The following is a 25343-nucleotide window of genomic DNA, read 5'->3' as shown; positions in this document are numbered from 1 at the left end:
CGAAACAGAGTGAATGAAATTGCGTCGGTGAAGGCGCATGTTTATTTTACAGGTTGCCGGGTGAAACAGCTTCGCGCGGCACATTCGGCTATTAAACCGTTTTCCTGCTTTGCGTCGACACACGCGACGCGAACGCCGGTCGGATAGCGCGTCATCACTTCTGCGTGGCGAGATAGGCGATGATGTCCGCGCGAGTCTTCGCGTCCCCTACCGAGAAAAACATCTTCGTTCCGGGAACGAGCTTCTGTGGGCCTTGCAGCCAACGGTCGATCATCTCGGGCGTCCAGACGATGCCCGAGTTTTTCAGCGCAATGGAGTACGAGTATCCCGGTATCGATCCCGCCTTGCGTCCTACGACGCCGCGGTGCGCAGGTCCAATATCGTTGTCTTCGATCGAATGGCACGACATGCAGGCTCCGTACGCAATTTTTCCCGCGGCCGGATCACCGGCCGCCGCTGCATGCGAGGCGGCGCAGAGTGTCGCCGAGACGAGAACCACCACAAAGGACGCACTCAAAATAGTCTTGCTCATATCGGTCTTTCTCCAGGCTTGGCACGGCCGAACACAGCCATCAGCCAAGCGGTACATCATCGATGGCAGTGAGGCATGCTTATGAATCAGGCGGGTGTGAGTCCCCTAACGCAGTCCGCTGGTCTTTGATTGTGCGTTGCGGTTCAGGCGAGGGTTGTATCGGTCAGCGTCGCGCGAGGATGTGTCAGCGCGATCCTCACGTCCGTCACGCCCAGCATTTTCGGAAGCTGCGCAGCAGGGACGGTCAGCGGCATGGGGCCCGGTCCGTTGCCCGCGGTCGGTTGAGGGTAGGCTGTCGAGCGCGCGGTATGGAAGGTAATGTTGCCCTCCACTTTCGAAACGATTTGATGGATATGGCCGTTGAGGACCGTGACAGAGCCAAAACGCTTCAGATAGCTCATCGCCTCGTCCGCGTCCCCGGTGCCCCAGCCCCATGGCTGGTAGATCGTCCACAACGGCATATGGGCGAAAACGACGATCGGAGTACTCGATGAGCGTCCCGCAAGATCGGCTTTCAGCCAGGCCAGTTGATCGTCACCGAGTGCGCCGAGGCCTTCCGGTTTGAAGCTCATAACGTTATTCAGCGCGACGAAGTGCACGCCCTGATGATCGAAGCTGTAATAGCCCTTATTGGCAGACGCCCGACCGAAGCGATTGAAATACTCCGTGCCGGTTCCGTCCGTGACATCGTGTTCGCCCGGAACGGTATGCAGCTCGGTGATTTGCAGACGCGCCAATAACTGCGAGGCATCGTCGAATTGTTGCGGCCTGGACAGGTGGGTGATGTCTCCCGTATGAATCGTAAGCGCCGGCTTGACCGGCATAGTGTTTACATACTCGATCGTCTGCGCGAGCGTACCGGCGACATCACGATTGGCCTCTTTGTCGAAACCGATATGGGTGTCGCTGATCTGCAGGAACAGAGGGGTTCCCGTAGCGGCCGCCCGATGTTTCTGGCCGGCAGCCAAGGCAATGTCGACGGGCGCGAGTACGCCGCCGGCCAGCACGAACAACGTCCCTGCACCGCCGAAGGCGAGACATTTCAAAGCACGGCGACGTGCCGGATCAGTTTGGAAAGTGGATGACATGTCGTCCTCGTAAGCGGGTACAGGAGCTGATCCGAACGGATATCCGACGGCCTTCTGTACGGTTCACGGTGCATTACTTCCGGTGCCGCCGGTTTATTCCCGATCGCCGTGATTCACTTCATCGCCTGCGAGGTTGGCCTTTGAAACCAGGGATACCAGAATCCGGTTGGCCAAGCCAACCTGCTCATGCGCATCGTCGTGCTCGTCCAGCTGAGTATCCGCGTCGCACGCGTCGACCACCGTCACGGTCGTGGGCCTGTTCAGAAAAGGTTGTGACGATTTGCCAGTGCATCCGGGTGCCGGAAATGTTTAACATGCTTACGCGGCGGTGTTAAACTGCGCCCGCTAACGGATATGCCGGATTCAACTTCCCGATGACCTTTCACGCCCGTCGACGATTCAGCGCATGGCTTGGCATGCTTGCCATCTGCCTCGTCGTCTTCGTGCCGGTCGTCAGTCAGCTGGTGGCGTCGGCGCATGCAAGCGAACCGTTGGCCGCTTTGTGTTCGGCCACGCAGCCGGACGCAGGGACGCATCATGCCGGCGATCCGCTGTCCGCGTGCGGTTACTGCGACCTGCTCGCCACGCATGCGGCGCCGCCGCCCGTTGCGCCGGCCGTCGAACCGGTTCTTCTGCTGCCGGTAGTGGCTGCCGCCACCGTGCTTTCCACACGCTTCACACCGCTCGGCGCTTTCGCCTCAGGGCGTCCGCGCGCCCCTCCCGTTTTTTCCTGATCGTCGTCCAGTACCGCACGCCGTAGCTGACCGCGCCCTCGAACGCGCGCAGCCGGCGATCGCTTGCGGCTGTTCACCCGTACGCACAGGAAAATGACCCGATGCTGTACTTCGCTTTGCGAAGGCTCCGTCGCGGCGCGCAACCATCGATGCATTGCGCCGTCATCGGCCTATTGCCGCTTACGCTGGCGGTGTCGCCCGCCATGGCGGACACCGTCGCTACGTCAGCGGCGTCTGCCGCGTCTGCCACCGCGGCCGGCACCGCGTCTGCCACGGCCGCGGCCGGCACCGAGCCCGCCGTGACCGAACTGCCGGCAATCAACGTCACTGCCAGTACCGCGGGCAGTTATCGCCCGGTGGTCGATCCGAATCTGCCCGCGTCGACCGAAACGGTCACGCGCGAACAATTCGAAAACTGGAATGTGGTCAACACCGAGGACGTGCTGAAATATCTGCCGAATCTCGCGGTGCGCAAGCGCTTCGTCGGTGACCTCAATTCGATTATCGCGGTGCGCGGCACGAGCAACGTGCAAAGCGCAAGAGGTCTCGTCTACGCGGACGGACTGCTGCTGTCGAATCTGCTAGGCAACAACTACTCGTTTCCGCCGCGCTGGTCGATGGTATTTCCTGACGAAATCCAGCAGGTCGACGTCATTTACGGCCCTTTCTCAGCGCTATATCCAGGCAACTCGCTTGGAGCGACCGTGCTGATCACGACGCGCATGCCCGAGAAATTCGAAGCGAGCGCGGACGTCAAGGCGTTCACACAGCACTTCGACCTGTACGGCGTCAACCAGAACTTCAACGGCACCGAATCGAGCGCGACGGTCGGCGATCGCATCGGCAAGTTTTCGTTCTTCATCGGCGCGAACCACCTCGAGAACACGAGCCAGCCGCTGCAGTTCGCGACGCTCGCACAATCGACGACGCCCGCAAAAACCGGCGACACACCGGTTACCGGCGCGGTTACCGGCGCGTACTTCTACAACAACCAGACCAACACGCCGACCGCGGTGCTCGGTGTGAACGGCGAAGGGATCGAGCGCACGATTCAGGACCAGCTGAAGCTGAAGACGCAGTACGACTTCACGCCGACCGTGCAGGCCGGCTTTACGCTCGGTTACTGGCATCAGACCTACAACAGCGAAACGACGACGTTCCTGCGCGACGCGAACGGCAACCCGGTGTACAGCGGCAGCGTGGCGATCAACGGATTCGAGTACAACATTCCCGCCGCGGCGCTGGCGCCGAGTCTCGGCAACAGCGAGAACTGGCTGTATGGCGCATGGTTGAAAACGCACAACGCGACGGGCTGGAACGGCGAAGCAATCGCGTCGTACTACGACGTGACCAACAGCGTCGCGCGCACCGCGAGTGCCGGCGGACCGGGCAACGGGCCAGGGATCGTCACGTTCGGGGACGGCACGGGCTGGAAGACGCTCGACCTGAAAGCGACCTACACACCCGCAACGCCGCAGGCGGGCCTGTCGAACCACGCGCTCGCGTTCGGCTATCATTTCGACAATTACTTTCTGGATAACGAAACGTACAACACGGCGGCCTGGCGCGACGGCGCGGCCGGCAGCTTCGCGAATGCGTTCGGCGGCCGCACGCAAACGCAGGCCGTCTACGCACAGGATGCGTGGCGTTTCCTGCCACGCTGGAAGGTCGTCTATGGCGTGCGTTACGAGGACTGGCGCGCGTACGACGGCTCGCAGGCGCTTGGCGCGATACGCTTGCCGTACGCGGACGCCGATCAGCATCATTTCTCGCCGAAGGCGTCGCTGTCGTTCGACGTCACCGACGATCTGACGCTGCGCGCATCGATTGCTCGCGCGTACCGGTTCCCGACGGTCGGCGAACTGTTCCAGGGGCAAATCAACGGATCGTCGATCATCAACAACAATCCCAACCTCCAGCCGGAGGACGATCTCTCGAAAGAGCTCACGGCAGAGTGGGCGCACTGGAACGGCCTGTTCAGATTCTCGCTGTTCCAGGACGACGTAAAGAACACGATCTTCAGTCAGACCGACACGACCGTCATTCCAAACGTCACGAATTTCCAGAACATCGGCAAGGTGCGCTCGCGCGGCGCCGAAGTCAGCTATCAAGGGCAGGACGTGCTCCTGCACGGTCTCGACCTGATTGCGAATGCCGCGTACACGCAGTCGAAGATTCTGGAAAACACGCAGAACCCGGGGACGGTCGGCAAATACTTCTACCGCATTCCGCTGTGGCGCGCGAACGTTGCCGCGACGTATCGCTTCGACGCGCGCTCGGCCTTGACGCTCGCAGTGCGCTATTCCGGCCGGCAGTACAACACGCTGACCAACACGGATACGAATCCGGATGTGTTCGGCGGCACTAGCACGTATGTGGTCGCGGATGCGAAGTTCACGTTCCGGCCGACGAAGCAGAGCGAAATCGGCGTCGGCGTCGACAACCTCTTCGACTCGCGTTATTTCGTCTATCACCCGTATCCGGGCCGCACCTTCTACGTCGAAGGCCGGCTTCATCTGTGAAGGAGGGTAAGCGCATGTCCACCGCAACAATCGAACAACGTCCCGCGCCGGCTGGCGCGAGCGCATCGAGCCGCAGTTATCGCACACTATGGCGATGGCATTTCTATGCGGGCCTCTTCGTGATGCCGTTTCTCGTCGTGCTCGCGATTACCGGTACGCTGTATTGCTTCCAGCCGCAGATCGAGCCGCTGCTTTATCCGCACCGGCTCGTGGTCGAGCCGCGCAACGTCGCACGCCTCGACGAAGATGTCTTGCTCGCGAACGCGCGCCGTGCGCTGCCGGCGGGCTCGGTCGCGACGACTGCACGCATCTCGTCGCGAGCGGACCGCAGCGCGGAGTTTATTTTCCGGCTGGCGAACGGCGACCGGCAAAGTGTTTACGTGAATCCCTATGACGGCTCTGTGCTCGGCACACTGAGCGTCGAGCGACGCTTCATGCAGGTCGACCGGATGATTCACCGCAAGCTGCTGCTCGGCAAGCCGGGCGAGCTGCTGATGGAACTGGTGGCATGCTGGACGTTCGTGATGATCGGCACGGGCGTCGCATTGTGGTGGCCGCACGCGGGCACCACAATGCGCGCCGCGCTGATGCCGCGCCTTTCGCTGCGCGGGCGGCCGTTGTGGAAAAGCGTGCATGCGGCGCTCGGCATCTGGCTCGCGGTCGGCGCGCTGGCGTTTGTCGTGACCGGCCTGCCGTGGACCGGTTCATGGGGTAAGCAGTTCAAGGCGCTTGCCACGAGTGCCAAACTCGGCTCGCCGCCGGGATCGTGGGGCGGATTGCCGTTGCAGTCGAGGCCGCCCGGCGGCCAGACCGCGCGGCGTACCGACACTCACGCGACCAATGTGGACGAGCTTGCGATGCATGCGTCGCCGACGAGCAGCATGGATGCGATGCCCGGCATGACGATGGACGATCTGCCGTTGCCGCAAGTGCCGTGGGCCGCGGGCGCGACGCGCGTACCTGAGTCGCAAAATGCCGCTGCGGCGGCATTGCCGCTCGATCGCATCGTCGGGCAAATGCGCGGGCTCGGTCTCGTCGATGGCTACGATGTCGCGCTGCCCGTTGCCGCGAGCGGCGTCTATACGGTGTCGTACTTTCCGGCCGACCCGAAGCTGGAACGCACGATTTATGTCGACCAGTACAGCGGCAAAGTCCTGAAGGATATCCGCTACGGCGACTATGGCGCGGTGGGCCAGGCGGTGTCGTACGGCACCTCGCTGCATATGGGCCGCTATTTCGGCGTGACGAACCAGATCGTGTGTTCGGCGATTTCGCTTGGACTCGCAACGCTCGCCGCGACGGGCTTCGTGATGTGGTGGAAGCGCCGGCCGGCGGGCAAGCTCGGCGCGCCGGCGCGCGACCGCACGACGGTACCGATGCGCGGCTGGAAACTTGGCCTCGTGGTTCTCGGGGTGGTTTTTCCTCTGATGGGCGTCACGCTGATTGCTGTCTGGCTCGCGGACCGTGTGTGGTTCGGCCGTGGATCGCAGTGGATGATTCAATGAAGCCGTGGGAAGGAACAGCTGAACTCTGCCGGGCGCCTGGTGTCGACTGTTTTCCATGGCCTACTTTCATCGCGATGTAGCGCTCGATTTCCACCCTACGGCACGGTTCATTTAAGTGAACTAAAGTGATATATCGGCAGCCAGGGGAATGTACGCGGCACTTCGCTGCCGTTCCAAAAGTCTTTTTCATTCGGATGAGCGATCGCCATGCAAAAGAAGAATCTGCTTTTAGCGGTAACGGGAACGGCGATGCTTCTCGGAGCGTGCGCATATATTCCTCGCCCCGGTCCGATCGGTAATCGTGACGTGCCACAGCCGGCCAGACCGGTCGATCTGAGCAGGTATATGGGCCGTTGGTACGAGCAGTTCCGCTATGAGGCCTCGTTTGAAAAAGACATGGACGAAGTCACGGCAGACTATTCGCTTAACGCGGACGGGACGGTCAACGTGGTCAACCGCGGACGGAAACCCGGCAATTCCGGTGGGTTCAAACAATCGGTCGGAAAAGCGAAAGTTGCGGATCCCGCTACGAATGCAAAACTAAAAGTATCGTTCTTCCGTCCCTTTTACGGAGACTACTGGATACTCGATCACGATGACGACTACGACTGGTCGATCGTGGGCGAGCCGTCGGGGCGTTACCTATGGGTGCTGACCCGAACCGCACACCCATCCCCGGAAATGCTTGATGATCTGAAGACACGCGTAAAGGCGCTCGGATACGATTGGTCGCTTGTCAGAGTGACGAGGCGGTAAAGGCGATCATGTGTTCCTGCAATGGTGCTACCCCGACAGATCGAGCCCGCGTGACTCCTTCATATAACGCTTCCAGCGCATGGCGAGAGCGAGTCTTCGTTCACCGTGGCGCTCATCGAGATAATCGGCGCTGATGAGCCGATCTGTCCTGAAGTGACGAAAATCCTGGCGCAGTTCGCACCAGGCAGCCAGCAGGCGCACGGCGTCCGCATAGCCGATCATGATCGGCCAGATCGTACGCTCGCTGATGCGCTTGCGTTCATCGCAATAGCGGATGCGCATTTTGCGTCCCTCGCGAATCCACTGTCGCACGCGCCCCATGTCGATCGCGTCTGCCGACACAGCGAGTGGCGCCACCGCGCCGATCGTCGGTTCTGCGATAAATGGCCGGAGATGCTCGGGCACCGCCGTGGTGATCTTTGCGACGAGGTCCTTCGCAGCCCGGGAAAGCACAGAGTCGCTGCGCTGTACCACCCATTGCGCCCCGAGCACCGCGGCCTCCAGTTCCTCGGCGGTCAGCATCAAAGGCGGCATGTCGTAGTGGCGATCGAGCACGTATCCGGTTCCCGCCTCGCCGCGAATAGGCACACGCTGCGCCATCAGATCGGCAATGTCGCGGTAGACGGTACGCATCGACACTTCCAGTTCCGCGGCGATAGCGCGTGCGGTAACCGGGCGTCGCGCGCGCCGCAAAATCTGGATGAGCTGAAACAATCGGTCGGATCGACGCATGCGTTCGCTGCTGACAGTATGCTGGCAGCAGCACCTTTGTAGGATGTCCATGACGTCGCGCACCATTCGGCGCACGATGCAATCACATGAGGAAGAAAAATGGACTTCGTCTCAACCCGTATTATCACAGACGACATCAAAGAGCTTGTGCGCTTCTATGAAGAACTTGGACTGACGGCCGCGTGGCTTACCGACGAATTCGCCGAACTCGCGTCGCCGTCCTGCACGTTGGCGATCGGTACCACACGCACGATGAATCAGTTCTTCGGCGCAGCGGCGGCACCGGCGAGCAATCGCTCGGTCATCATCGAATTCCGCGTGCAGGACGCCGACGACGAACACAGAAAGTTGCTGGCGATGTCGGCCGATATTGTGCAGCCGCCGACGACCCAGCCTTGGGGCAACCGTTCGCTACTGTTTCGCGATCCGGACGGCAACCTCATCAACTTCTTCACACCGATCACGCCTGAAGCGCTCCGCAGATTCGAGAAGCACTGAACACGGCACGCGGCCGTGGCGACGAACGGCGAAGCCGGTTGCGCGGGTCATTGGCTATCAGTGACGTTGAACGACGGTCTGCGTTGGCAAGCGGATGCGATTTGCCAGATCGCCGGCACGCTATGGTTACTGCTTTGCGTGCCGTCAAAAATCCGCGGACAGATCCACGTCCCGCGTTTCCTTCAGAAAGAACATCGCCACCACAAACGACAGCGCGATCCACGCCACCGGATACCACAGCCCCGAGTAGATGTTGCCCTGCTGCGCGGAGATGGCGAACGAGAACGTCGGCAGCAGCCCGCCAATCCAGCCGCTGGCGAAGTGATAGGGAAACGACATCGATGTATAGCGGATGCGCGTCGGAAACATTTCGATCAGTGCGGGCGCAGTCGGAACCAGCGCGAGCGTCATCAATGCGAGCAACACCACCAGCAGCGCAAACACCATGGGCGTGTTGAAATGCTCGGGCGCCGCGCTGCGCGGAAAGCCTTCACCATCGAGCGCAACGCGCACCGCGTGAGTGAAGGCAATGCGCTGCTCCTTTGCCGCGCTGGCAACAAGACCGGTTGCGTCGGATACCGGCAGCCTGTACGCGCCGATATGCACGGTCGCCGGTTGCCCCGCCGCCGCGTGACGCGTTTCATAGCTGATGCCGGCTTCGGTCAGCGTTTCGCGCGCGATATCGCACGAACTGGTGAACTTGCGCGAGCCGGTCGGATTGAACAAGAAGGAGCAGGTGTTCGGATCGGCTTCGACCCATACCGGCACGCTCGCCTGCGCTTCGGCCAGCGCGGGATCGGCGTAACGCGTCATCGCGTGAAAGATGGGGAACAGCGTCAGGCCAGTTATCAAAAAGCTCGCCATCAGCACCGGCTTGCGGCCGAATCGATCGCACAACCAGCCCGCGACCAGAAACAGCGGTGCGCACACGAGGGTGGCGAGCGTGACCACGATATTCGCCTCGGTTGGTTCGACCTTGAGCGTGTGCGTGAGGAAGAACGTCGGCAGCAGCACCGCGGTGTAGTACACGCAGGTCATGCCGCCGCAGATCGCAAACAGCGCGATTAGCAGGCGCTTGATGTTGGTCCAGTCGAGAAAAGTTTCGGCGAGCGGCGCACGCGACAGACGATGCGCGCTTTTCAACGCCTGAAACGCCGGCGACTCTTCCATCTTCATGCGGATCAGCACGGAGACGACAAGCAGCAACGCCGACAGGATGAACGGCAAACGCCAGCCCCAGTCGTCAAAATGCTCGCCGGTCAGTGCGCGGACGCCCAGCACGACCGCGAACGACATCAACAGGCCCACCGTGCCGGTGGACGAAATCCACGACGTATTGAAACCGCGCCGGTTTTGCGGCGAATGCTCGGCCACGTAGGTCGCCGCCCCGCCGTATTCGCCCCCGAGCGCGAGACCTTGCAGCATCCGCAGGCCAATCAGGATCACCGGCGCTGCGATGCCAAGCGTCGCATAGTCCGGCAAACATCCGACGCCAACCGTCGACAGCCCCATGATGACGATCGTCACGAGGAACGTGCGCTTGCGGCCGATCTTGTCGCCAATCCGTCCGAACACCACCGCGCCTACCGGGCGCATGATGAAGCCCACGCCGAACGTCAGCAGCGCAAAAATAAAGCCGGTAACCGGATTGACGCCCGCGAAGAAACGGCTGGCAATCACGGTGGCGAGCGACCCGTACAGCGTAAAGTCGTACCACTCGAATACCGTGCCAATCGACGCGGCAGCGATCAGCCGTACCATCGAAGCCGAGGTGGGCGTCGTGCTCTGGCTGGCGCCGTCCTGGACGAGCTCTGAACTTGCCGTCATGCTGAGTCTCCGTATTTTTTGTTGGCGTCGGCTGCGCGTGGCGGCAGCGCGCCGGGCAGCCCGCGTTACATCGTCACGATCTGCCGCACTGCACGGCCTTCGCGCAGGCGGTCCATGCCCTCGTTGATGTCTTCCAGCGCGAGCCGGTGGGTCACCAGCCGGTCGACCGGCAATCGCCCGCGCCGGTACAGGTCGAGATAGCGCGGCACGTCGCGCGACGGCACGCTACTGCCCATGTAGCTGCCGCGAATCGACTTCTCGTCCGCGACCAGCGACACCGCGGGAATCGCGAAACGCGTGGCCGGCTGCGGCAAGCCAGCGGTGACCAGTTCGCCGCCGCGCCGCGCGATCCCATAGCCGAGTTCGAGCGCAGCCACCGCGCCCGCAGTCTCGACGACCGTGTCGACACCGCCGTACGTCGCGTCGCGCACCGCTTCGATCACGTTGTCGGCTCTGGCGTCGAATACGTCGGTTGCGCCGAGCGCACTGGCGAGCGCAAGCTTGTCTGGACTGACGTCGAGCGCGACAATGCGCGCCGCGCCGGCCGCTACTGCGCCGAGCAGCGCCGCGAGCCCCACGCCGCCGAGTCCTATCACCGCGACCTGCGAGCCCGGTGCAACGCGACCCGCATTGACCACCGAGCCGACGCCGGTCAGTACGGCGCAGCCAAATAACGCAGCCTCGTCGAGCGGCACGTCGCGATCGACTTTCACGAGCGAATGGCGCGACACGGTTGCAAATTCAGCGAAGGCCGAGATGCCGGAGTGATGACTGAGCGGCCGGCCATCGTGCGACAGACGTGTGCCGCCGCCCAGCAGTTCGCCGGCGCCGCCCGCGCGCGCGCCGGGCTCGCATAGCGCCGGGCGGCCGCTCGCACAGGGCGTGCAGTGACCGCACGCCGCCACGAACACCGTCACCACGTGGTCGCCCTTTTGCAGATCGGTCACGTGTTCGCCGACGGCTTCGACGACACCGGCCGCCTCATGCCCGATCACCATCGGCAGCGGCCTGGGCCGCACGCCTTCGACCACCGAGAGATCCGAATGGCAGATACCGGCCGCGGCGACACGGATCAGCACTTCAGCGGCACCGGGCGGTGCGAGCTCGACGGTCCGAACCGTCAAGGGCCGCGATTGCGCATAAGGCGCCGGCAAGCCGGACTGATCGAGCACCGCCGCGCGAATCTTCATCGTGTACGTCTCCTTTGGATCGGTATTACTCCAACGACAGGCCCGCGATGCTTTCGCTAAAGCGCGCCAGCTCAGTATGGTCGTGGCCTTTGCCGAGGCTGTTGGCCGCCGCCGACCAGAGTTCGAGACACATCGCCGAGAACGGCGCCGACACCGCGCCATCGTGCGCAACCTCGAGCGCGATACCGAGGTCCTTGGCCATCAGGTCGAGTCCGAAGTTCGAGTTGAACGCACGCGACAGCACGAACTGCTTGAACTTCTTCTGCGTGCTGTTGTTCATGCCGGTGGAAGCGTTCAGCACATCGACCATTTTTTCCGCGTCGAGGCCGAAGCGCTTGCCGATCAGCAATGCTTCGACACCGATCAGGAAGCCGCCTGCGGACACCAGGTTGTTCAGCGCCTTCATCGCCTGTCCGGCGCCGATGCCGCCGACTTCGGTAATCGTCGTGCCCATCGCGCGCAGCAGCGGCATCGCCCGCTCGACGACAGCGGGCTCGCCGCCGGTCATGATGGCAAGCTCGCCGGTTTTCGCACGCGCCACGCCGCCCGATACGGGCGCGTCGATCATCTGCACGCCGTCTTCGGCGAGCGTCGCGGCAAGCGTTTTGGTCACACCGGGAATGCCGGACGTCATGTCGATCACGAGCGCGCCTTTCGCCAGCTTCGCCCGAACCGGCGTCAAGACGTCGACGACGTGGCGGCTGGTCGGCAGGATCGTGATGATCGCGTCGGCTGCGCTTACCGCTGCGTCGACGCTTGCCGCTGCGCGGCCACCGATCTCGGCGGCAAATTGCGCCGCCCGGCCGGGCATGACGTCGAATACGTCGACCTCAAAGCCCGCTGCGCTCAAGCGGGCCGCCATCGGCCAGCCCATGTTTCCGATACCGATGAAAGCGACTTTACTGAAGGCGGCCATCACGACAATGCTCCTTCCTTGACCAGCACTTCATGCGCGGCCTTGAACGCACCGAGCCCGCTCGGGATGCCCGAATAGGCGGTGGCATGCAGCAGCGCCGCCTTGATCTCGTCGATGCTGACGCCGTTGTTCAATGCGCCCTTCACGTGCAGCTTCAGCTCTTCGGTGTGGCCCGACACGGTCAGCATCGCGAGATTCATCAGGCTGCGGGTCTTTCGATCGAGCGTCGGGTCGCCCCACGCCCAGCCCCATGCCCATGAGGTGGTCGCGCGCTGGAACGACATCATGAAGGCGTCGGCACCCTTCATCGATGCATCGACATACTCGGGTCCCAGTACTTCGCGGCGAATCGGCATGCCTTTTTCAAACAGTGCGTGATCTTCTTTCAAGATTGAGCTCCTTGTTGGGCGAGTGAGAAGGTTCATTGGAATTGACGAGTTCGAGCGGCCGGCCGGTGGTGCGCGGCCCGATTGCGGTCACGACGGCCGCGACCACCAGCCAGCACGCGGAGATGTAGCCGAACACGCTCAGGTAGCCCGCGCTCGCGTACAGCATGCTGACGATGAATGGCCCGACCACATTGGTCAGGCGCCCAAGGCCATAACAGAAGCCTGCGCCTGCCGAGCGCAGATGCGTCGGATACGATTCCGGCGTGTAGATGTACAGCGTCGCGTTCATGAGCTGGATCGTGATGATCACGAGCGCGCCGAAGATAACGATAAAAGCCGCCGATGGCGCAAGACCATAGGCGACGCCAGCCATGGCAATCAGCACCGCGTCGATCGCGACGATCCACTTGCGCTCGAAGCGCTCGATGATGAAAGTGCCAAGCCATGCGCCGAGCGGATTGCAGATCGCCATCAGGCTTGAGTATTCGAGGGACTTCGTAATCGTGAAGCCGTGCTGGACCAGCAGTGTCGGCACCCATGCGACAAAGCCGTAAAAGCCGAGCGTCTGGAAGATCCAGATCAGCGACAGGCCGATCGTTTGCTGCCGGTAACCTCGCGCGAACATGCCGCGCAATGAAGACGAGGCCTGCAGCGGCTCGCCCTCATAGCGCAGGTCCGCGCGCGGCGCCTCGATGCCCGCGGATGCTTCCAGCTTGCCGACGACACGATGCGCTTCGACCACCTTTCCTTTCGTCAGCAGCCAGCGCGGCGATTCGAGCAGCTTCAGCGCGAACGGAATGGCCAGCAGCCCGAGGCTGCCCCACACGAAAATCAGCCGCCACGCCCACGGCGCGAGCGGCACCACAAGACGTGCGACCCATGCGGTCGCTGGAATGCCGATCAGGCCGAGCGTGAAGATCATGCTCATGTATTTGCCGCGCAGGCGCGCCGGGAAGAACTCGCTGACGTAGACGTTGGCGATCACCGTCATGCCCGACAGGCCAATGCCCGTCAGGAAACGGAACACCGCCAGCGACAACACGTCCCACGACGCCGCATTCAGCAGCGAGAACAGCGTATAGACAAGGATGCTCAGGATGAATCCGCGCCGACGACCGATCCGGTGCGCGAGCATGCCGCCAAAAGTGCCGCCGATAAACATGCCGCCGAAGCTCGTCGACGTGATGAGCGCCACGGCGCTGACCGGGATGTGCCAGTTGCCGATGATCGCGGGCGCCGCATACGCGAAAGTATTCAGGTCGGCCAGTTCGAAAAAGTAGGCGAACGCGAGCGCACAGATCGCGATGCGGTGAAAGGCGGTGATCGGCAGCTGATCCATCCGCTGGCTGATATCGGACATGTCGAAGTGTCTCCGTTGTTATCGCTGTTATTTGCGTCGCAGGTACGGATCGACGCGGGCCTTCAATTACCAGATTGTCCGTCAATATGACACGTCATAAGATTGTCCGTCAATCTTCTTCCGAGACCAGAAGCAGGATGTAAAATGAACGCCTCGACGACAACGACAGCAAATCGGGCATGACCTCTCTGAAAGTGGTGCCGCAGCCGGTGCGGCGACAGGTGGAAGACGCTTTGCGCGCCGCGATCGTGTCCGGACGATTTCTGCCGGGCGAACACCTGCCCGACCGGCTGCTGTGCGAAACCTTCGGTACGAGCCGCAGCGTGGTTCGTGAAGCGGTCCGCCTGCTCGAGGCGGAAGGTCTGGTGATCGTCCATCCGAACCGCGGGCCCTTCGTCGCGCGGCTTTCGGTAGAAGAGGCGCGCGACGTGTATGAGGTGCGGGCCGCACTCGAGGCGCTGGCAGGCGAAGGATTCGCGCTGCGTGCCACTGTGGAGGAGCGCGCCGCGTTGCGTGCGGTCTACGAAGAATTGAAGGCTGCCGCGCAGAAAGAGGTGTCGCGCGATGTGCTGCTCGATATCAAGCGGCGCTTCTACCAGATCCTCACCGCAGGAAGCCGCAATGTGCTTGCGACGCGCATGCTCGAAAGATTGCTGATCCGCAATAGCCAGTTGCGAGCGACATCGCTGTCGAGTCCGAACCGGCTAAAAAAGACGATCAAGGAGTTGGGCGTTATCCTTACGGCGATCGACAGGCGCGACGCGGCCGCCACTGCCGCGGCATGCCGCGCCCATGTGCAAGCCGCCGCTGAAGTTGCGATCGGCATTCTGAAGCAGCGCGACGCCGAAGCCGCTCGTGAAGCGAACGGCGATAGCGTTAGCGCGTAGACATTGGCCTGACGAAAATCAGCAGACCTGGCGCGCCGTTGGCGAAATCGCGCCGGCAGAGCTTTGTGCTGGACATTCGTTCATGCTGCGAGGTGCCGCTTCAGATACGCCGCAGTGCGGCTTTCCTTCACGCGCACAACCTGGGCCGGCGTGCCGGTCGCCACGATCTTGCCGCCGGCGCCGCCGGCGCCCGGGCCGACGTCGACAACCCAGTCGCTTTGTGCGGCGACCCGCATGTCGTGCTCCACGACGACGACGGTATTGCCGGCATCGACCAGTGCCTGCAGTTGCACCATCAGCCGGTCGACGTCGGCGGGATGCAGGCCAGTGGTGGGTTCGTCGAGGATATATAGCGTGTCGCCGCGTTGCGCGCGTTGCAGTTCCGTGGCGAGCTTGATGCGCTGGGCCTCGCCACCAGACAATTCGGTCGCGGGTTGACCGAGCCGCAGATAGCCGAGGCCAATGTCACGCAGCACGTTCAGTGCGCGCATCACGCTGGCTTCGTCGGCGAAGAAATCGCAGGCCGCATCGACGGTCAAGCCGAGCACCTCCGCGATGTTCTTATCGCGCCATGTGACTTCCAGCGTCTGCGCGTTGTAGCGCGTGCCGCCACAGGTCGAGCACGGCGCATAGACGCTTGGCAGGAACAGTAGTTCGACGCTGACGAAGCCTTCGCCTTCACACGTCGGACAACGGCCTTGCGCCGCATTGAACGAGAAGCGGCCCGCGCCGTAGCGACGCTTGCGAGCCAGTGGCGTGTCGGCGAACAGCTTGCGCACGTGGTCGAAGAGGCCCGTGTAGGTGGCGAGATTGGAACGCGGCGTGCGGCCGATCGGTTTCTGATCGACGCGCACGAGGCGGCGCAGTGCGTCCATGCCCTCGGCAATGCGGCCGCCGGTCGGTCCACTCGCGCCCGCGAGCAACGGATCCTGCTCGTCGTCGGGTTTTTCGAAGGCGCGTCCAAGGTGGCTAGCGACCAGTTCCGGCAACGCCTGGCTCACGAGGCTCGATTTGCCCGAGCCCGACACGCCCGTGACGGCAGTCAGGCAGCCGAGCGGAAACGCGGCGTCCAGCCCATGCAGATTATTGCGCGTGATACCGACGAGCCGCAGCCAGCCGGCCGGTTCGCGCGTCGCGCGCGCGACGGGCACGGACGGCGCAAACAGATGTCGGCGGGTATGTGACGCTTCGACATTCGCGAGGCCAGCCGGCGGCCCGCTATAGACCACATGGCCGCCGGCTTCGCCGGCCGCGGGACCGACATCGACGAGCCAGTCGGCGCGCCGCATCATCTGCAGATCGTGTTCGACGACAAACAGCGAATTTCCCGCGGCCTTCAGGCTCTGCAGCGCGCTGAAGAGCGCTTCGCCGTCTGCGGGGTGCAGGCCGGCCGATGGCTCGTCGAGCACATACACGACACCGAACAACTGCGACGACAACTGCGTGGCGAGCCGCAAACGCTGCAGTTCGCCGGATGACAGTGTGGGCGTACTGCGCTCCAGCGCGAGGTAGCCGAGGCCCAGATCGACCAGAGTGGTCAGGCGTTCGAGCAACTCGGCTGCAATGCGTTGCGCGGCGACGCGTTTTTCCTCGGACAGGTTCGGTGTGCGCCGCACATCGGGCGAGGCTTTATGTGCGGACCCGCCTGCAGCGATCCGTTTATCGACGGCATCGCGCATGGCGCTCCTGCTGAGCACGCTGCCTTTGCCGGCGTCTTTGCCCGAATGAGCGGCATCCGGCTCGGGCCATTTGCCGCGCGCGATCGGTTCGAGCATCCCCGCAAGTCTGGCTAGCGGCAACTGAGCGAATGCGCCGATATCGAGCCCGGCGAATTTCACGGACAGCGCTTCCTTCTTGAGCCGCTTGCCATGACAGGCAGGACAGACGCTGCCGATCATGAATTGCGACACGCGTTTTTCATCAGCGCGCTTTGCGTGTTCGCGAACGTGTGCAGCACATAGCGGCGTGCACCGGTGAATGTGCCCTGGTAGCTTGGCTCGTCCTTGCGCTTGAGCGCGGCACGCGTTTCTTTCGGCGTGAGTCCGGCGTAGACGGGCACGGTCGGCTGTTCGTCGGTGAAGAGAATCCAGTCGCGGTCTTTCTTTGGCAGATCGCGCCACGGTTTATCGACGTCGTAGCCAAGGGTCACCAGAATGTCGCGCAGGTTCTGTCCATGCCACGCGGGCGGCCATGCGGCGATTGCGCGCTCGCGAATGCTCAGCGAGTCGTCGGGCACCATCGATTTTTCGGTGACCTCGTACACGCGGCCAAGTCCATGGCAAGTCGGACAGGCGCCTTGCACCGTGTTCGGCGAGAAATCCTCGGCGAACAGCATAGGCTGCTTCGGCGGGTAGTCGCCCGTGCGCGAATAGAGCATGCGCACGAGACTCGACAGCGTCGTCACGCTGCCAACCGACGAGCGCGCGCTCGGCGTGCCGCGCTGCTGCTGCAACGCGACCGCGGGCGGTAGGCCTTCGATGGCGTCCACTTCGGGCACGCCGACCTGCTCGATCAGACGCCGGGCATACGGCGCGACCGATTCGAAATAGCGCCGCTGCGCTTCGGCGTACAACGTGCCGAATGCCAGCGACGATTTGCCCGATCCGGACACCCCTGTGAAGACGACCAGCGCATCACGCGGAATCTGCACATCGATATTTTTCAGATTGTGTTCGCGAGCGCCGCGCACCCGCACAAAGCCGGTGAAGGCGGGTTCCCCGGACGGCGGCGCTGCCGGGCGAGCTTTGTGGTGGATGGCGTCCATATCGATGCGGAGCGAATAAGCATGGCCTTGCCAACGCTAGTGAAGTTGCACGGAACATGCCCGGGGGTTTGTGGCGATGTGGCTATGCGTCCAGACAACATCGATTCGTCTGCTAAACGAGTTTTCAAACACCTTTCTCGACTATCTCCTTGCTTCGATCGAGAGCAGATCCGGTCCGCGTCGGAAGCAATGAGACCCGAAACCGCCCTTCAGATTTTGGGAACGAAGCCGTTTACCTGTTACTTGGCACACATAGTTCCGGAAGCGCGTCCAGAAGAACAGACAGACCGTGACGCTTACACGAATGGGGTTCTGTAATATGAAGCTGTCGTTTGCTCAAAAGCTGTGGCTGCCGCTGATTCTGGGCGTGCTCTGTCTAGCCGGCATATCGGTCTACAACGCTTACGAAACGCGCGACATACGCCTCGCCGAGCGTAAAGACGAACTGATACACGCATCGGAAATCGCGCTCAGCGTGGTCAGGAATTTTGGCGACCAGGCCAACTCCGGCAGCATGCCTGTGGCGGAAGCCCAGCGACATGCGATGGATAGCATCCGTAACATGCGGTACGGCGATGAGGGCTACTTTGTCGTGCTCAACTCGAACCCGACGATCTTGATGCACCCGATCCAGCCGGCGTCGATCGGCAAGTTTGTCGGCGACGTCAAGGATCGGAACAATGTTTACTTCTACCGGGATATCGTCTCCGCCATCAAGCGCGATGGTAAGGGGTTTGTCGGCTTTGAATTTCCTAAACCGGGAGCAACCGAAGCGTCGCCAAAGATCATCTACGCCGCGGCGTACCAGCCTTGGGATTGGATCGTTACCACAGGTCTCTATGTCGACGACATCGACGCGGCGTTCCGTTCGTCGCTATACCGGAGCCTCGGCATCCTGGTGGTGCTCGCGGGCGCACTGTCGTCCATTGTCGTGCTGCTCAATCGCGGCATCCTGCGCTCGCTCGGTGGCGAGCCCGCATACGCGGCCGCGATCGCTAACCGGATCGCCGATAACGACCTGACTGCGGCGGTGACGACGGCGCCGGATGACAAGTCGAGCCTCCTGTTCTCGATCAAACGCATGCAGACGCAACTTGCGCAAACGATCGGCACGATCAAGGTGTCGGCCCACTCGATCGCTACCGCGACTCATCAGATCGCAGCGGGAAACCAGGACCTCTCGCAGCGCACCGAGCAACAAGCGGCTTCGCTGCAGCAGACAGCGGCCAGCATGGAACAGCTGACGTCGACGGTCACGCAGAACGCCGACAATGCGCGCCAGGCCAACCAGCTCGCCTCGCAGGCGGTTGCCGTCGCGGAGCAGGGCGGCATGGCGGTGTCACGGGTGGTCGAAACCATGAAGGGCATCAACGAGAGTTCGGACAAGATCGCTGACATCGTCGGCATCATCGAGAGCATCGCGTTCCAGACGAATATTCTGGCTCTGAACGCGGCCGTTGAAGCCGCGCGGGCGGGCGAGCAAGGACGAGGTTTTGCGGTCGTGGCGTCAGAAGTGCGTTCGCTCGCGCAGCGCTCGTCGACCGCATCGAAGGAAATAAAGGAATTGATCAATGACTCGGTCGAACGCGTTCAGGCGGGCGCGGGTTACGTGCGCGAAGCCGGTGCAAAGATGGGCGAAATCACTCACGAAATCCGGCGCGTGACCGACATCATGGCGGAGATCACGGCCGCATCCGAGGAACAGACCAAGGGGATTGGCCAGGTCAACCAGGCGGTGTCGCAAATGGATGAAACCACGCAGCAGAACGCCGCGTTGGTTGAACAAGCTGCTGCGGCCGCAAGTTCGCTGGAGTCGCAGGCGAGCGATCTGAATTCCGCGGTCTCGATGTTCCGGATGGCCGTCTAGCGCCATGCGGGTGCGCGGGGCACCCGTTGCACGTGTTTTTCTACGTTTGCTCGCGACAGCATCTTCCTAATGGTTAGGAGATCCGGTCGCGGGCTCGACCCGCGTTGAAGTCCTGCAATGAACCGCGACCTGCTTGCCGCCAGGTTCACGCCGCAAGCCGCCTGTGCCGACAGCATGAAGCAGTAACCGGTCACTTTCGGACTCGAGTCTTTCCCTCCCCCACAGACGTTTGCAGGTCGGCTTTTTCCCAGAACACCCTCCATCTCCGGCTGGCCGGTCGGCCCGTTGACCTGCATCAACGATACGTAGCCTGCGTGCGGCTATAAAGACCAGGGGCCCTGCTCGTCGCCACGCGCCTGCCAAACGCATCACCGCTCGTGCGTGGGGCGCGGCGATGCGAATAACCTACCCGCAGCCATGCCATGCATAACGATGCCGCTCCCAGCGAACGCCTGAAGCAGTATGCCTATCGGCTGCGCGCGGCCGTCCTGGCGCTCGCGCTGTCGCTATCGGCATGCCTGTCGCTCGCGCCGCACTATGAACGGCCCGCATTGCCGGTCGCAACCTCGTGGCCCGCCGACGCACCGGACGCAGGTCGGACCAGCGCCACCGACGTGGCCTGGCGCGACTATTTTCCGGACCCGCAGCTTCAGGCGCTGATCGCGCAGGCGCTCGTGCATAACCGCGACCTGCGCATTGCCGTCCAGCGTGTCGAAGAGGCGCGCGCCGCATACGGCGTACGCCGCGCCGATCAGTTCCCTACCGTCGACGCGGGCGCGTCCTATGTTCGCTTCCGGACGCCGGGCGGTATCCTGGGCACCCAGCCGATCGACGGCGCAGGCTATAGCGTGAGCCTGACAGAGAGCAACTGGGAACTCGATTTCTGGGGACGCGTGCGCAATCTGAAGGACGCCGCGCTCGAAAACTTTCTGGCCAGCGACGCATCGCAACGCGCCGCTACCCTGACGCTGATCACGCAGGTCGCCGATAGTTACCTTTTGCTGCGCGAACTCGACGAGCGCATTGCCATTGCGCGCCGGACAATTGCGACCCGCACGGAATCCCTACGCATCTTCCGGCGCCGCTTCGAGGTCGGCGCGACGTCGAGGCTCGACCTGATGCAGTCGCAGATTCTGCTCGAACAAGCGCGCACGCTCGCCGCGCAACTGCAGCAGCAGCGCGCCACCGACGCTCACGCGCTGGACGTGCTGGTCGGCGCACCGGCAACACTGTCGCTACCATCGGAACTCGACGACCTCAGCGTCCGCGCCGATCTCGGCGCCGGTCTGCCGTCGCAACTGCTCGAGAATCGCCCTGACATCGTCGCGGCCGAACATCAGTTGCGCGCGGCCAATGCGAACATCGGCGCGGCGCGCGCCGCGTTCTTCCCGCGCATCACGCTGACCGGCGCACTCGGCAGCAGCAGTACCGCCCTTCAGGACCTGTTCGCAGCAAACACCGGCACATGGATCTTTTTGCCGAGCGTCTCGATGCCGATCTTCGACGCGGGACGCAACAGCAGCAATCTGCGTCTCGAAGAGGCACGCCAGAAAGAGGCGGTTGCGCAGTATGAGAAAAGCATCCAGTCCGCGTTTCGCGACGTGGCCGATGCGTTGTCGGCGCGCGAGTGGCTCGCCGACCAGGTTCAATCCGCGCGCGCGACACTGGACGCGCAGACCGAACGCGCGAGGCTCGCGCGGCTGCGGTACGACAGCGGCGCCACGCCGTTTCTCGAAGTACTCGACGCGCAGCGCGATCTGCTCGACGCGCAACAAGCGCTCGTGCAGACCCGCAGGGCCCTGCTGTCGAGCCGGGTCGCGCTGTATGCGGCGCTCGGCGGCAATCTGGAACACGCCCCATCAGCCGACCACTCGCCTTCGGTACCGGACCATTCAACATTACAGGGCGCGCCGCAATGAACGTTGCAGCCACAACAAAAAAACTGATCGCCGTCGCGGCGCTGCTGATCGTGGCGGCCTCCGGCTATTTTGTGTGGACGCGGCTGCACGCCGATGGCCCGGGCGACGCATTCGCGAGCGGCAACGGCCGTGTCGAGGCAACCGAAATCGACGTGGCGACGAAGCTGGCCGGCCGCGTCGATGCCATCTATGTGAACGAAGGCGACTTCGTAAAGGCGGGCCAGCCACTCGCCAAAATGCAGGTCACCGTGCTCGAGGCACAACTCGACGAAGCGCGCGCGCAGCATCAGCAAGCCATCAACAACGCCGCGAGCGTCGAGGCGCAGGTCGCGCAGCGCGTGAGCGACAAGGCCGCCGCGCAGGCACTCGTGACGCAGCGTGAAGCCGAACGCGACGCCGCGCAGCGCAAGCTCGCGCGCTCGGAAACGCTATCGCGCGAAGGCGCTTCGTCGATGCAGGAACTCGACGACGACCGCGCCCGGATGCGCAGCACCGAGGCCGCCGTCAATGCCGCCAACGCACAGGTCGCGACTGCGGCGGCCGCGATCGACGCGGCGCGCGCGCAGCTTGTCGCCGCGCGTTCGATGGTGGTGGCCGCTCAGGCCACCGTCGCGCGGGTCAATGCCGATATCGTCGACAGCGAACTCAGCGCGCCGCGCGACGGCCGCGTGCAGTACCGCGTCGCGGAACCGGGCGAAGTGCTCGCAGCCGGCGGAACGGTCCTCAACATGATCGACCTCTCCGACGTCTACATGACCTTCTTTTTGCCTGAGACGGTAGCCGGCAAGGTCGCGCTCGGAGCCGAAGTGCGTATAGTGCTCGACGCTGCGCCCAACTACGTGATTCCGGCCGCGGTCTCCTTCGTTGCGAGCACGGCGCAGTTCACGCCGAAGACTGTCGAAACCGCGAGCGAGCGCCAGAAGCTGATGTTTCGCGTCAAAGCGCGGATCAGCCGCGAGCTGCTGCTGCAGCATCTGAAACTCGTCAAGACGGGACTGCCGGGCGTCGCATGGGTCCGGCTCGACCCGAGTGTTGCGTGGCCGGCGAAACTGTCGATCCGGGTGCCGCAGTGAACGCGACGTTGCCGTGCGCCGCAAACGGTCCGCGCGGCGGCGACGCGAGCGGCGCGCCCGTCGTGCGTCTGCGCGACGTGACGCTGCGCTATCGCAAGACGCTCGCGCTCGATCGCGTCACGCTCGACATTCCGGCAGGTCGCATGGTGGGTCTGATCGGACCGGACGGCGTGGGCAAGTCGAGCCTGCTCGCGCTGGCCTCGGGCGCCCGCAAGGTGCAGCACGGGACGGTCGAGGCATTGGGCGGCGACATGGCGTCGGCGGCTCACCGCAACCGGGTCTGCCCGCGCATCGCGTACATGCCGCAGGGCCTCGGGAAGAATCTGTACCCCACGCTGTCGGTCGAAGAGAACCTGCAGTTCTTCGCGCGGCTCTTCGGCCACGACGCAACCGAACGCCGCCGCCGCATCGGGGACCTGACGCGCCGCACGGGGCTCGATCCGTTTCTGGCGCGCCCGGCAGGCAAGCTTTCCGGCGGCATGAAACAGAAGCTCGCGCTGTGCTGCGCGCTGATTCACGACCCCGACCTGCTGATTCTCGACGAACCGACCACGGGTGTCGATCCGCTCGCGCGCACGCAGTTCTGGAGCCTGATCGCGCGCATTCGAGAAGCGCGGCCCGCGATGAGCGTGATTGTCGCCACCGCGTATATGGACGAAGCACAGCGCTTCGACTGGCTCGTCGCGCTCGATGCCGGCCGCGTACTCGCGACTGACACGCCCAGCGCGCTTCTCGAGCAAACGGGCTGCAGGACGCTCGAAGCAGCGTTCATTGCGCTGCTTCCCGAGGCGAGACGACGCGGACACCGCGCCGTGCAAATCGCGCCGCTCGAGGCGGTCGATGAGGGGGACATCGCCATCGAGGCCCACGATCTGACGATGCGTTTTGGCGACTTCATCGCAGTCGACCACGTGAGCTTTCGCATCCGCAGAGGCGAAATTTTTGGCTTCCTCGGCTCCAATGGTTGCGGCAAGTCGACGACGATGAAAATGCTGACCGGCCTGCTGCCGGCAACGGAAGGCTCCGCCACGCTGTTCGGCCGCGCCGTGGATCCCCACGACATCGACACACGCAGGCGCGTTGGCTACATGTCGCAAGCGTTCTCGCTGTATAGCGAACTCACCGTGCGCCAGAACCTCGTGCTACACGCGCGCCTTTTCCATGTGAACGAACATGAGATTCCCGCGCGCGTCGACGAAATGGTCAACCGCTTCGGTCTAGCGGATGTCCTCGACGCGCTGCCCATGAATGTATCGCTCGGCGTCAGGCAGCGTTTGTCGCTCGCCGTGGCGATGGTGCACAAGCCGGAACTGCTGATTCTCGACGAACCGACCTCGGGCGTCGACCCGATCGCGCGCGACAGCTTCTGGCAACTGATGCTCGACCTGGCCCGCCAGGACCGCGTGACGATCTTCATCTCGACGCACTTCATGAACGAAGCCGAGCGCTGCGATCGCATCTCGTTGATGCACGCCGGCAAGGTGCTCGCCAGCGACGCACCCGCCGCGCTGGTACGCGCACGCGGCGCCGCGACGCTCGAAGCGGCGTTCATTGGCTATCTGGCCGAAGCCGGCGGCGAGGCCGCGCCCGACACCGCGTCATCGACGACAGCGATCGCCCCGCCGCGCGAAGCAGCAGTCCGCACGCCCCGCCCCCGCCGCTTCAGCGCGGCGCGGATGTTCACTTATGTGTGGCGCGAAGCGTTGGAACTGCGGCGCGATCCGGTGCGCGCAACACTCGCGCTGCTGGGCTCGCTCGTGCTGATGTTCGTGATGGGCTTCGGTATCAATATGGACGTCGAGAACCTCAGCTTCGCCATGCTCGACCGCGACCAGACCGAGCTGAGCCGCAACTACGCGCTGAATATCTCGGGCTCGCGCTACTTCACCGAGCAAGCGCCGCTCGCGGGCTATGAAGACCTCGACCGGCGCATGCGCAACGGCCGGCTTTCTCTCGCACTCGAGATACCACCCGACTTCGCACGCGACGTGCAGCGCGGCAGACACGTAGAGATCGGCGTCTGGATCGACGGTGCAATGCCGCAGCGAGCGGAGACGATTCGCGGTTACGTGCAAGGGATGCACGCCGCGTGGCTCGCGGATCAGGCGCAGCACCGGCTCGGCGCGGCCCCTGCCGCCCAGCTCGACATCGAAACGCGGTTTCGCTACAACCCCGACGTGAGAAGTCTTCCCGCGATGGTGCCCGCCATCATTCCAATGTTGCTGCTGATGTTGCCCGCGATGCTGACTGCGCTCGCGGTCGTGCGCGAACGGGAGCTGGGCTCGATCGTGAACCTGTACGTCACGCCGGTCACTCGCGCCGAATTTCTGCTCGGCAAGCAGGTGCCGTATGTGTTGCTTGCGCTCGTCAATTTTCTGCTGATGACCGTGATGGCGAGATTCGCATTCGGCGTTCCGGTGAAGGGCAGCTTCATCGCGCTGCTCGCCGCCGTGCTTGTCTACAGCATCGTGGCGACGGGTCTGGGGCTCCTTGCATCGACGTTCACGCGCAGCCAGATTGCGGCCATTTTCCTGACCATCATCGGCACGATGGTGCCGACGATCCAGTTCGCGGGCCTCATCAATCCGCTCTCTTCGATGGAAGGCAGCGGCCGGTTGATCGGGCGGATTTATCCCGCCACTTATATGTTCACGATCAGCCGCGGCGTGTTCAACAAGGCGCTCGGTTTCGCGGAGCTGCAGTCGCAGTTCTGGCCGCTGCTGATCACGATACCGGTGGTGATGGGCATGGCCATGGCGATGCTACGCAAGCAGGAGACGTGAT

19 protein-coding genes and 1 pseudogene are annotated in these 25343 nt (G+C 63.2%); 10 read left to right on the top strand and 10 right to left on the bottom strand.

Features of this window, described 5'->3' with window-relative positions; genetic code table 11:
* Positions 1–154: 154 nt before the first annotated feature.
* The 3 genes from QYH69_RS25770 to QYH69_RS25760 all read right to left on the bottom strand — a co-directional run bounded on the left by QYH69_RS25770 (position 155) and on the right by QYH69_RS25760 (position 1866).
* The gene (locus tag QYH69_RS25770) at positions 155–532 is read right to left on the bottom strand and encodes a c-type cytochrome (RefSeq protein ID WP_308834557.1); all 378 of its coding nucleotides are present in this window, start codon (positions 530–532) and stop codon (positions 155–157) included.
* 143 nt (positions 533–675) lie between these two features.
* On the bottom strand, positions 676–1620 hold the full coding sequence (locus tag QYH69_RS25765) for a metallophosphoesterase (RefSeq protein WP_308834556.1): 945 nt from the start codon (positions 1618–1620) through the stop codon (positions 676–678).
* Positions 1621–1713: 93 nt separating this feature from the next.
* Positions 1714–1866: a hypothetical protein gene (locus QYH69_RS25760; protein WP_308834555.1), complete on the bottom strand. Its 153-nt coding sequence runs from the start codon at positions 1864–1866 to the stop codon at positions 1714–1716.
* Positions 1867–1994: 128 nt separating this feature from the next.
* Between QYH69_RS25760 and QYH69_RS25755 the strand changes: the two genes are divergently transcribed.
* The 4 genes from QYH69_RS25755 (at position 1995) to QYH69_RS25740 (ending at position 7137) form a co-directional block, all read left to right on the top strand.
* On the top strand, positions 1995–2354 hold the full coding sequence (locus QYH69_RS25755) for a DUF2946 domain-containing protein (protein ID WP_308834554.1): 360 nt from the start codon (positions 1995–1997) through the stop codon (positions 2352–2354).
* A gap of 203 nt (positions 2355–2557) precedes the next feature.
* Entirely contained in the window at positions 2558–4876 is a 2319-nt protein-coding gene (locus tag QYH69_RS25750) for a TonB-dependent receptor (protein ID WP_308834553.1), read from the top strand.
* A gap of 14 nt (positions 4877–4890) precedes the next feature.
* Entirely contained in the window at positions 4891–6381 is a 1491-nt protein-coding gene (locus QYH69_RS25745) for a PepSY domain-containing protein (protein WP_308834552.1), read from the top strand.
* A gap of 207 nt (positions 6382–6588) precedes the next feature.
* On the top strand, positions 6589–7137 hold the full coding sequence (locus QYH69_RS25740) for a lipocalin family protein (RefSeq protein WP_308834551.1): 549 nt from the start codon (positions 6589–6591) through the stop codon (positions 7135–7137).
* A 27-nt stretch (positions 7138–7164) separates the two neighbouring features.
* Here the strand turns inward: QYH69_RS25740 and QYH69_RS25735 are convergent, their stop codons facing one another.
* Entirely contained in the window at positions 7165–7935 is a 771-nt protein-coding gene (locus QYH69_RS25735; protein ID WP_308834550.1) for a YafY family protein, read from the bottom strand.
* Positions 7936–7968: 33 nt separating this feature from the next.
* Here QYH69_RS25735 and QYH69_RS25730 point away from each other — a divergent pair, with 33 nt between their 5' ends.
* A complete protein-coding gene (locus QYH69_RS25730; protein ID WP_308834549.1) occupies positions 7969–8367 on the top strand; it encodes a VOC family protein in 399 nt (132 codons plus the stop codon).
* Between the two features lie 144 nt (positions 8368–8511).
* On the opposite strand, the gene QYH69_RS25725 is transcribed toward QYH69_RS25730, so the two are convergent.
* From QYH69_RS25725 to QYH69_RS25705, 5 genes are all read right to left on the bottom strand, one after another.
* Entirely contained in the window at positions 8512–10128 is a 1617-nt protein-coding gene (locus QYH69_RS25725; RefSeq protein WP_374992501.1) for an MFS transporter, read from the bottom strand.
* Positions 10129–10259: 131 nt separating this feature from the next.
* Positions 10260–11384, bottom strand: coding sequence for a zinc-binding dehydrogenase (locus tag QYH69_RS25720; protein ID WP_308834547.1), 1125 nt, complete (start codon positions 11382–11384; stop codon positions 10260–10262).
* A gap of 25 nt (positions 11385–11409) precedes the next feature.
* The gene (locus QYH69_RS25715; RefSeq protein WP_308834546.1) at positions 11410–12300 is read right to left on the bottom strand and encodes an NAD(P)-dependent oxidoreductase; all 891 of its coding nucleotides are present in this window, start codon (positions 12298–12300) and stop codon (positions 11410–11412) included.
* Positions 12300–12689, bottom strand: coding sequence for a carboxymuconolactone decarboxylase family protein (locus QYH69_RS25710; protein ID WP_308834545.1), 390 nt, complete (start codon positions 12687–12689; stop codon positions 12300–12302). The genes QYH69_RS25715 and QYH69_RS25710 overlap by 1 nt, the downstream gene beginning before the upstream one ends.
* Positions 12664–14049, bottom strand: coding sequence for an MFS transporter (locus QYH69_RS25705; RefSeq protein WP_308834544.1), 1386 nt, complete (start codon positions 14047–14049; stop codon positions 12664–12666). Before QYH69_RS25705 ends, QYH69_RS25710 begins: the two co-directional genes overlap by 26 nt.
* 179 nt (positions 14050–14228) lie before the next feature.
* On the opposite strand from QYH69_RS25705, the gene QYH69_RS25700 reads away from it, so the two are divergent.
* On the top strand, positions 14229–14936 hold the full coding sequence (locus QYH69_RS25700) for a GntR family transcriptional regulator (RefSeq protein WP_308834543.1): 708 nt from the start codon (positions 14229–14231) through the stop codon (positions 14934–14936).
* Between the two features lie 80 nt (positions 14937–15016).
* Here the strand turns inward: QYH69_RS25700 and QYH69_RS25695 are convergent.
* Positions 15017–17700: pseudogene (locus tag QYH69_RS25695) on the bottom strand (excinuclease ABC subunit A).
* A gap of 319 nt (positions 17701–18019) precedes the next feature.
* On the opposite strand from QYH69_RS25695, the gene QYH69_RS25690 reads away from it, so the two are divergent.
* The 4 genes from QYH69_RS25690 to rbbA all read left to right on the top strand — a co-directional run bounded on the left by QYH69_RS25690 (position 18020) and on the right by rbbA (position 25342).
* The gene (locus QYH69_RS25690; RefSeq protein WP_308834542.1) at positions 18020–19567 is read left to right on the top strand and encodes a methyl-accepting chemotaxis protein; all 1548 of its coding nucleotides are present in this window, start codon (positions 18020–18022) and stop codon (positions 19565–19567) included.
* 422 nt (positions 19568–19989) lie between these two features.
* Complete coding sequence (locus tag QYH69_RS25685; RefSeq protein ID WP_308834541.1) at positions 19990–21486, top strand: efflux transporter outer membrane subunit; 1497 nt, start codon at positions 19990–19992, stop codon at positions 21484–21486.
* Positions 21483–22559, top strand: a complete 1077-nt coding sequence (locus QYH69_RS25680; RefSeq protein ID WP_308834540.1) for an efflux RND transporter periplasmic adaptor subunit — start codon at positions 21483–21485, stop codon at positions 22557–22559. Before QYH69_RS25685 ends, QYH69_RS25680 begins: the two co-directional genes overlap by 4 nt.
* On the top strand, positions 22556–25342 hold the full coding sequence (gene rbbA, locus QYH69_RS25675) for a ribosome-associated ATPase/putative transporter RbbA (RefSeq protein WP_374992500.1): 2787 nt from the start codon (positions 22556–22558) through the stop codon (positions 25340–25342). The genes QYH69_RS25680 and rbbA overlap by 4 nt, the downstream gene beginning before the upstream one ends.
* Position 25343 lies beyond the last annotated feature (1 nt).

Source organism: Paraburkholderia sp. SARCC-3016, from assembly GCF_031119615.1.
GTDB lineage: Bacteria > Pseudomonadota > Gammaproteobacteria > Burkholderiales > Burkholderiaceae > Paraburkholderia.
The sequence above is the reverse complement of the archived record's forward strand: the minus strand, read 5'-3'. Positions and strand labels throughout refer to the sequence as shown.

What these genes read in the sequence shown, in the direction of transcription:
- QYH69_RS25730 (WP_308834549.1), top strand. Translation starts at nt 7,969, where the DNA reads ATGGACTTCGTCTCAACCCGTATTATCACAGACGACATCAAAGAGCTT.
- QYH69_RS25685 (WP_308834541.1), top strand. Translation starts at nt 19,990, where the DNA reads ATGCATAACGATGCCGCTCCCAGCGAACGCCTGAAGCAGTATGCCTAT.
- QYH69_RS25720 (WP_308834547.1), bottom strand. Translation starts at nt 11,384, where the DNA reads ATGAAGATTCGCGCGGCGGTGCTCGATCAGTCCGGCTTGCCGGCGCCT.
- QYH69_RS25750 (WP_308834553.1), top strand. Translation starts at nt 2,558, where the DNA reads ATGGCGGACACCGTCGCTACGTCAGCGGCGTCTGCCGCGTCTGCCACC.
- QYH69_RS25765 (WP_308834556.1), bottom strand. Translation starts at nt 1,620, where the DNA reads ATGTCATCCACTTTCCAAACTGATCCGGCACGTCGCCGTGCTTTGAAA.
- QYH69_RS25755 (WP_308834554.1), top strand. Translation starts at nt 1,995, where the DNA reads ATGACCTTTCACGCCCGTCGACGATTCAGCGCATGGCTTGGCATGCTT.
- QYH69_RS25735 (WP_308834550.1), bottom strand. Translation starts at nt 7,935, where the DNA reads ATGGTGCGCGACGTCATGGACATCCTACAAAGGTGCTGCTGCCAGCAT.
- QYH69_RS25740 (WP_308834551.1), top strand. Translation starts at nt 6,589, where the DNA reads ATGCAAAAGAAGAATCTGCTTTTAGCGGTAACGGGAACGGCGATGCTT.
- QYH69_RS25700 (WP_308834543.1), top strand. Translation starts at nt 14,229, where the DNA reads ATGACCTCTCTGAAAGTGGTGCCGCAGCCGGTGCGGCGACAGGTGGAA.
- QYH69_RS25690 (WP_308834542.1), top strand. Translation starts at nt 18,020, where the DNA reads ATGAAGCTGTCGTTTGCTCAAAAGCTGTGGCTGCCGCTGATTCTGGGC.
- QYH69_RS25680 (WP_308834540.1), top strand. Translation starts at nt 21,483, where the DNA reads ATGAACGTTGCAGCCACAACAAAAAAACTGATCGCCGTCGCGGCGCTG.
- QYH69_RS25745 (WP_308834552.1), top strand. Translation starts at nt 4,891, where the DNA reads ATGTCCACCGCAACAATCGAACAACGTCCCGCGCCGGCTGGCGCGAGC.
- QYH69_RS25725 (WP_374992501.1), bottom strand. Translation starts at nt 10,128, where the DNA reads ATGGTACGGCTGATCGCTGCCGCGTCGATTGGCACGGTATTCGAGTGG.
- QYH69_RS25770 (WP_308834557.1), bottom strand. Translation starts at nt 532, where the DNA reads ATGAGCAAGACTATTTTGAGTGCGTCCTTTGTGGTGGTTCTCGTCTCG.
- QYH69_RS25715 (WP_308834546.1), bottom strand. Translation starts at nt 12,300, where the DNA reads ATGGCCGCCTTCAGTAAAGTCGCTTTCATCGGTATCGGAAACATGGGC.
- QYH69_RS25705 (WP_308834544.1), bottom strand. Translation starts at nt 14,049, where the DNA reads ATGTCCGATATCAGCCAGCGGATGGATCAGCTGCCGATCACCGCCTTT.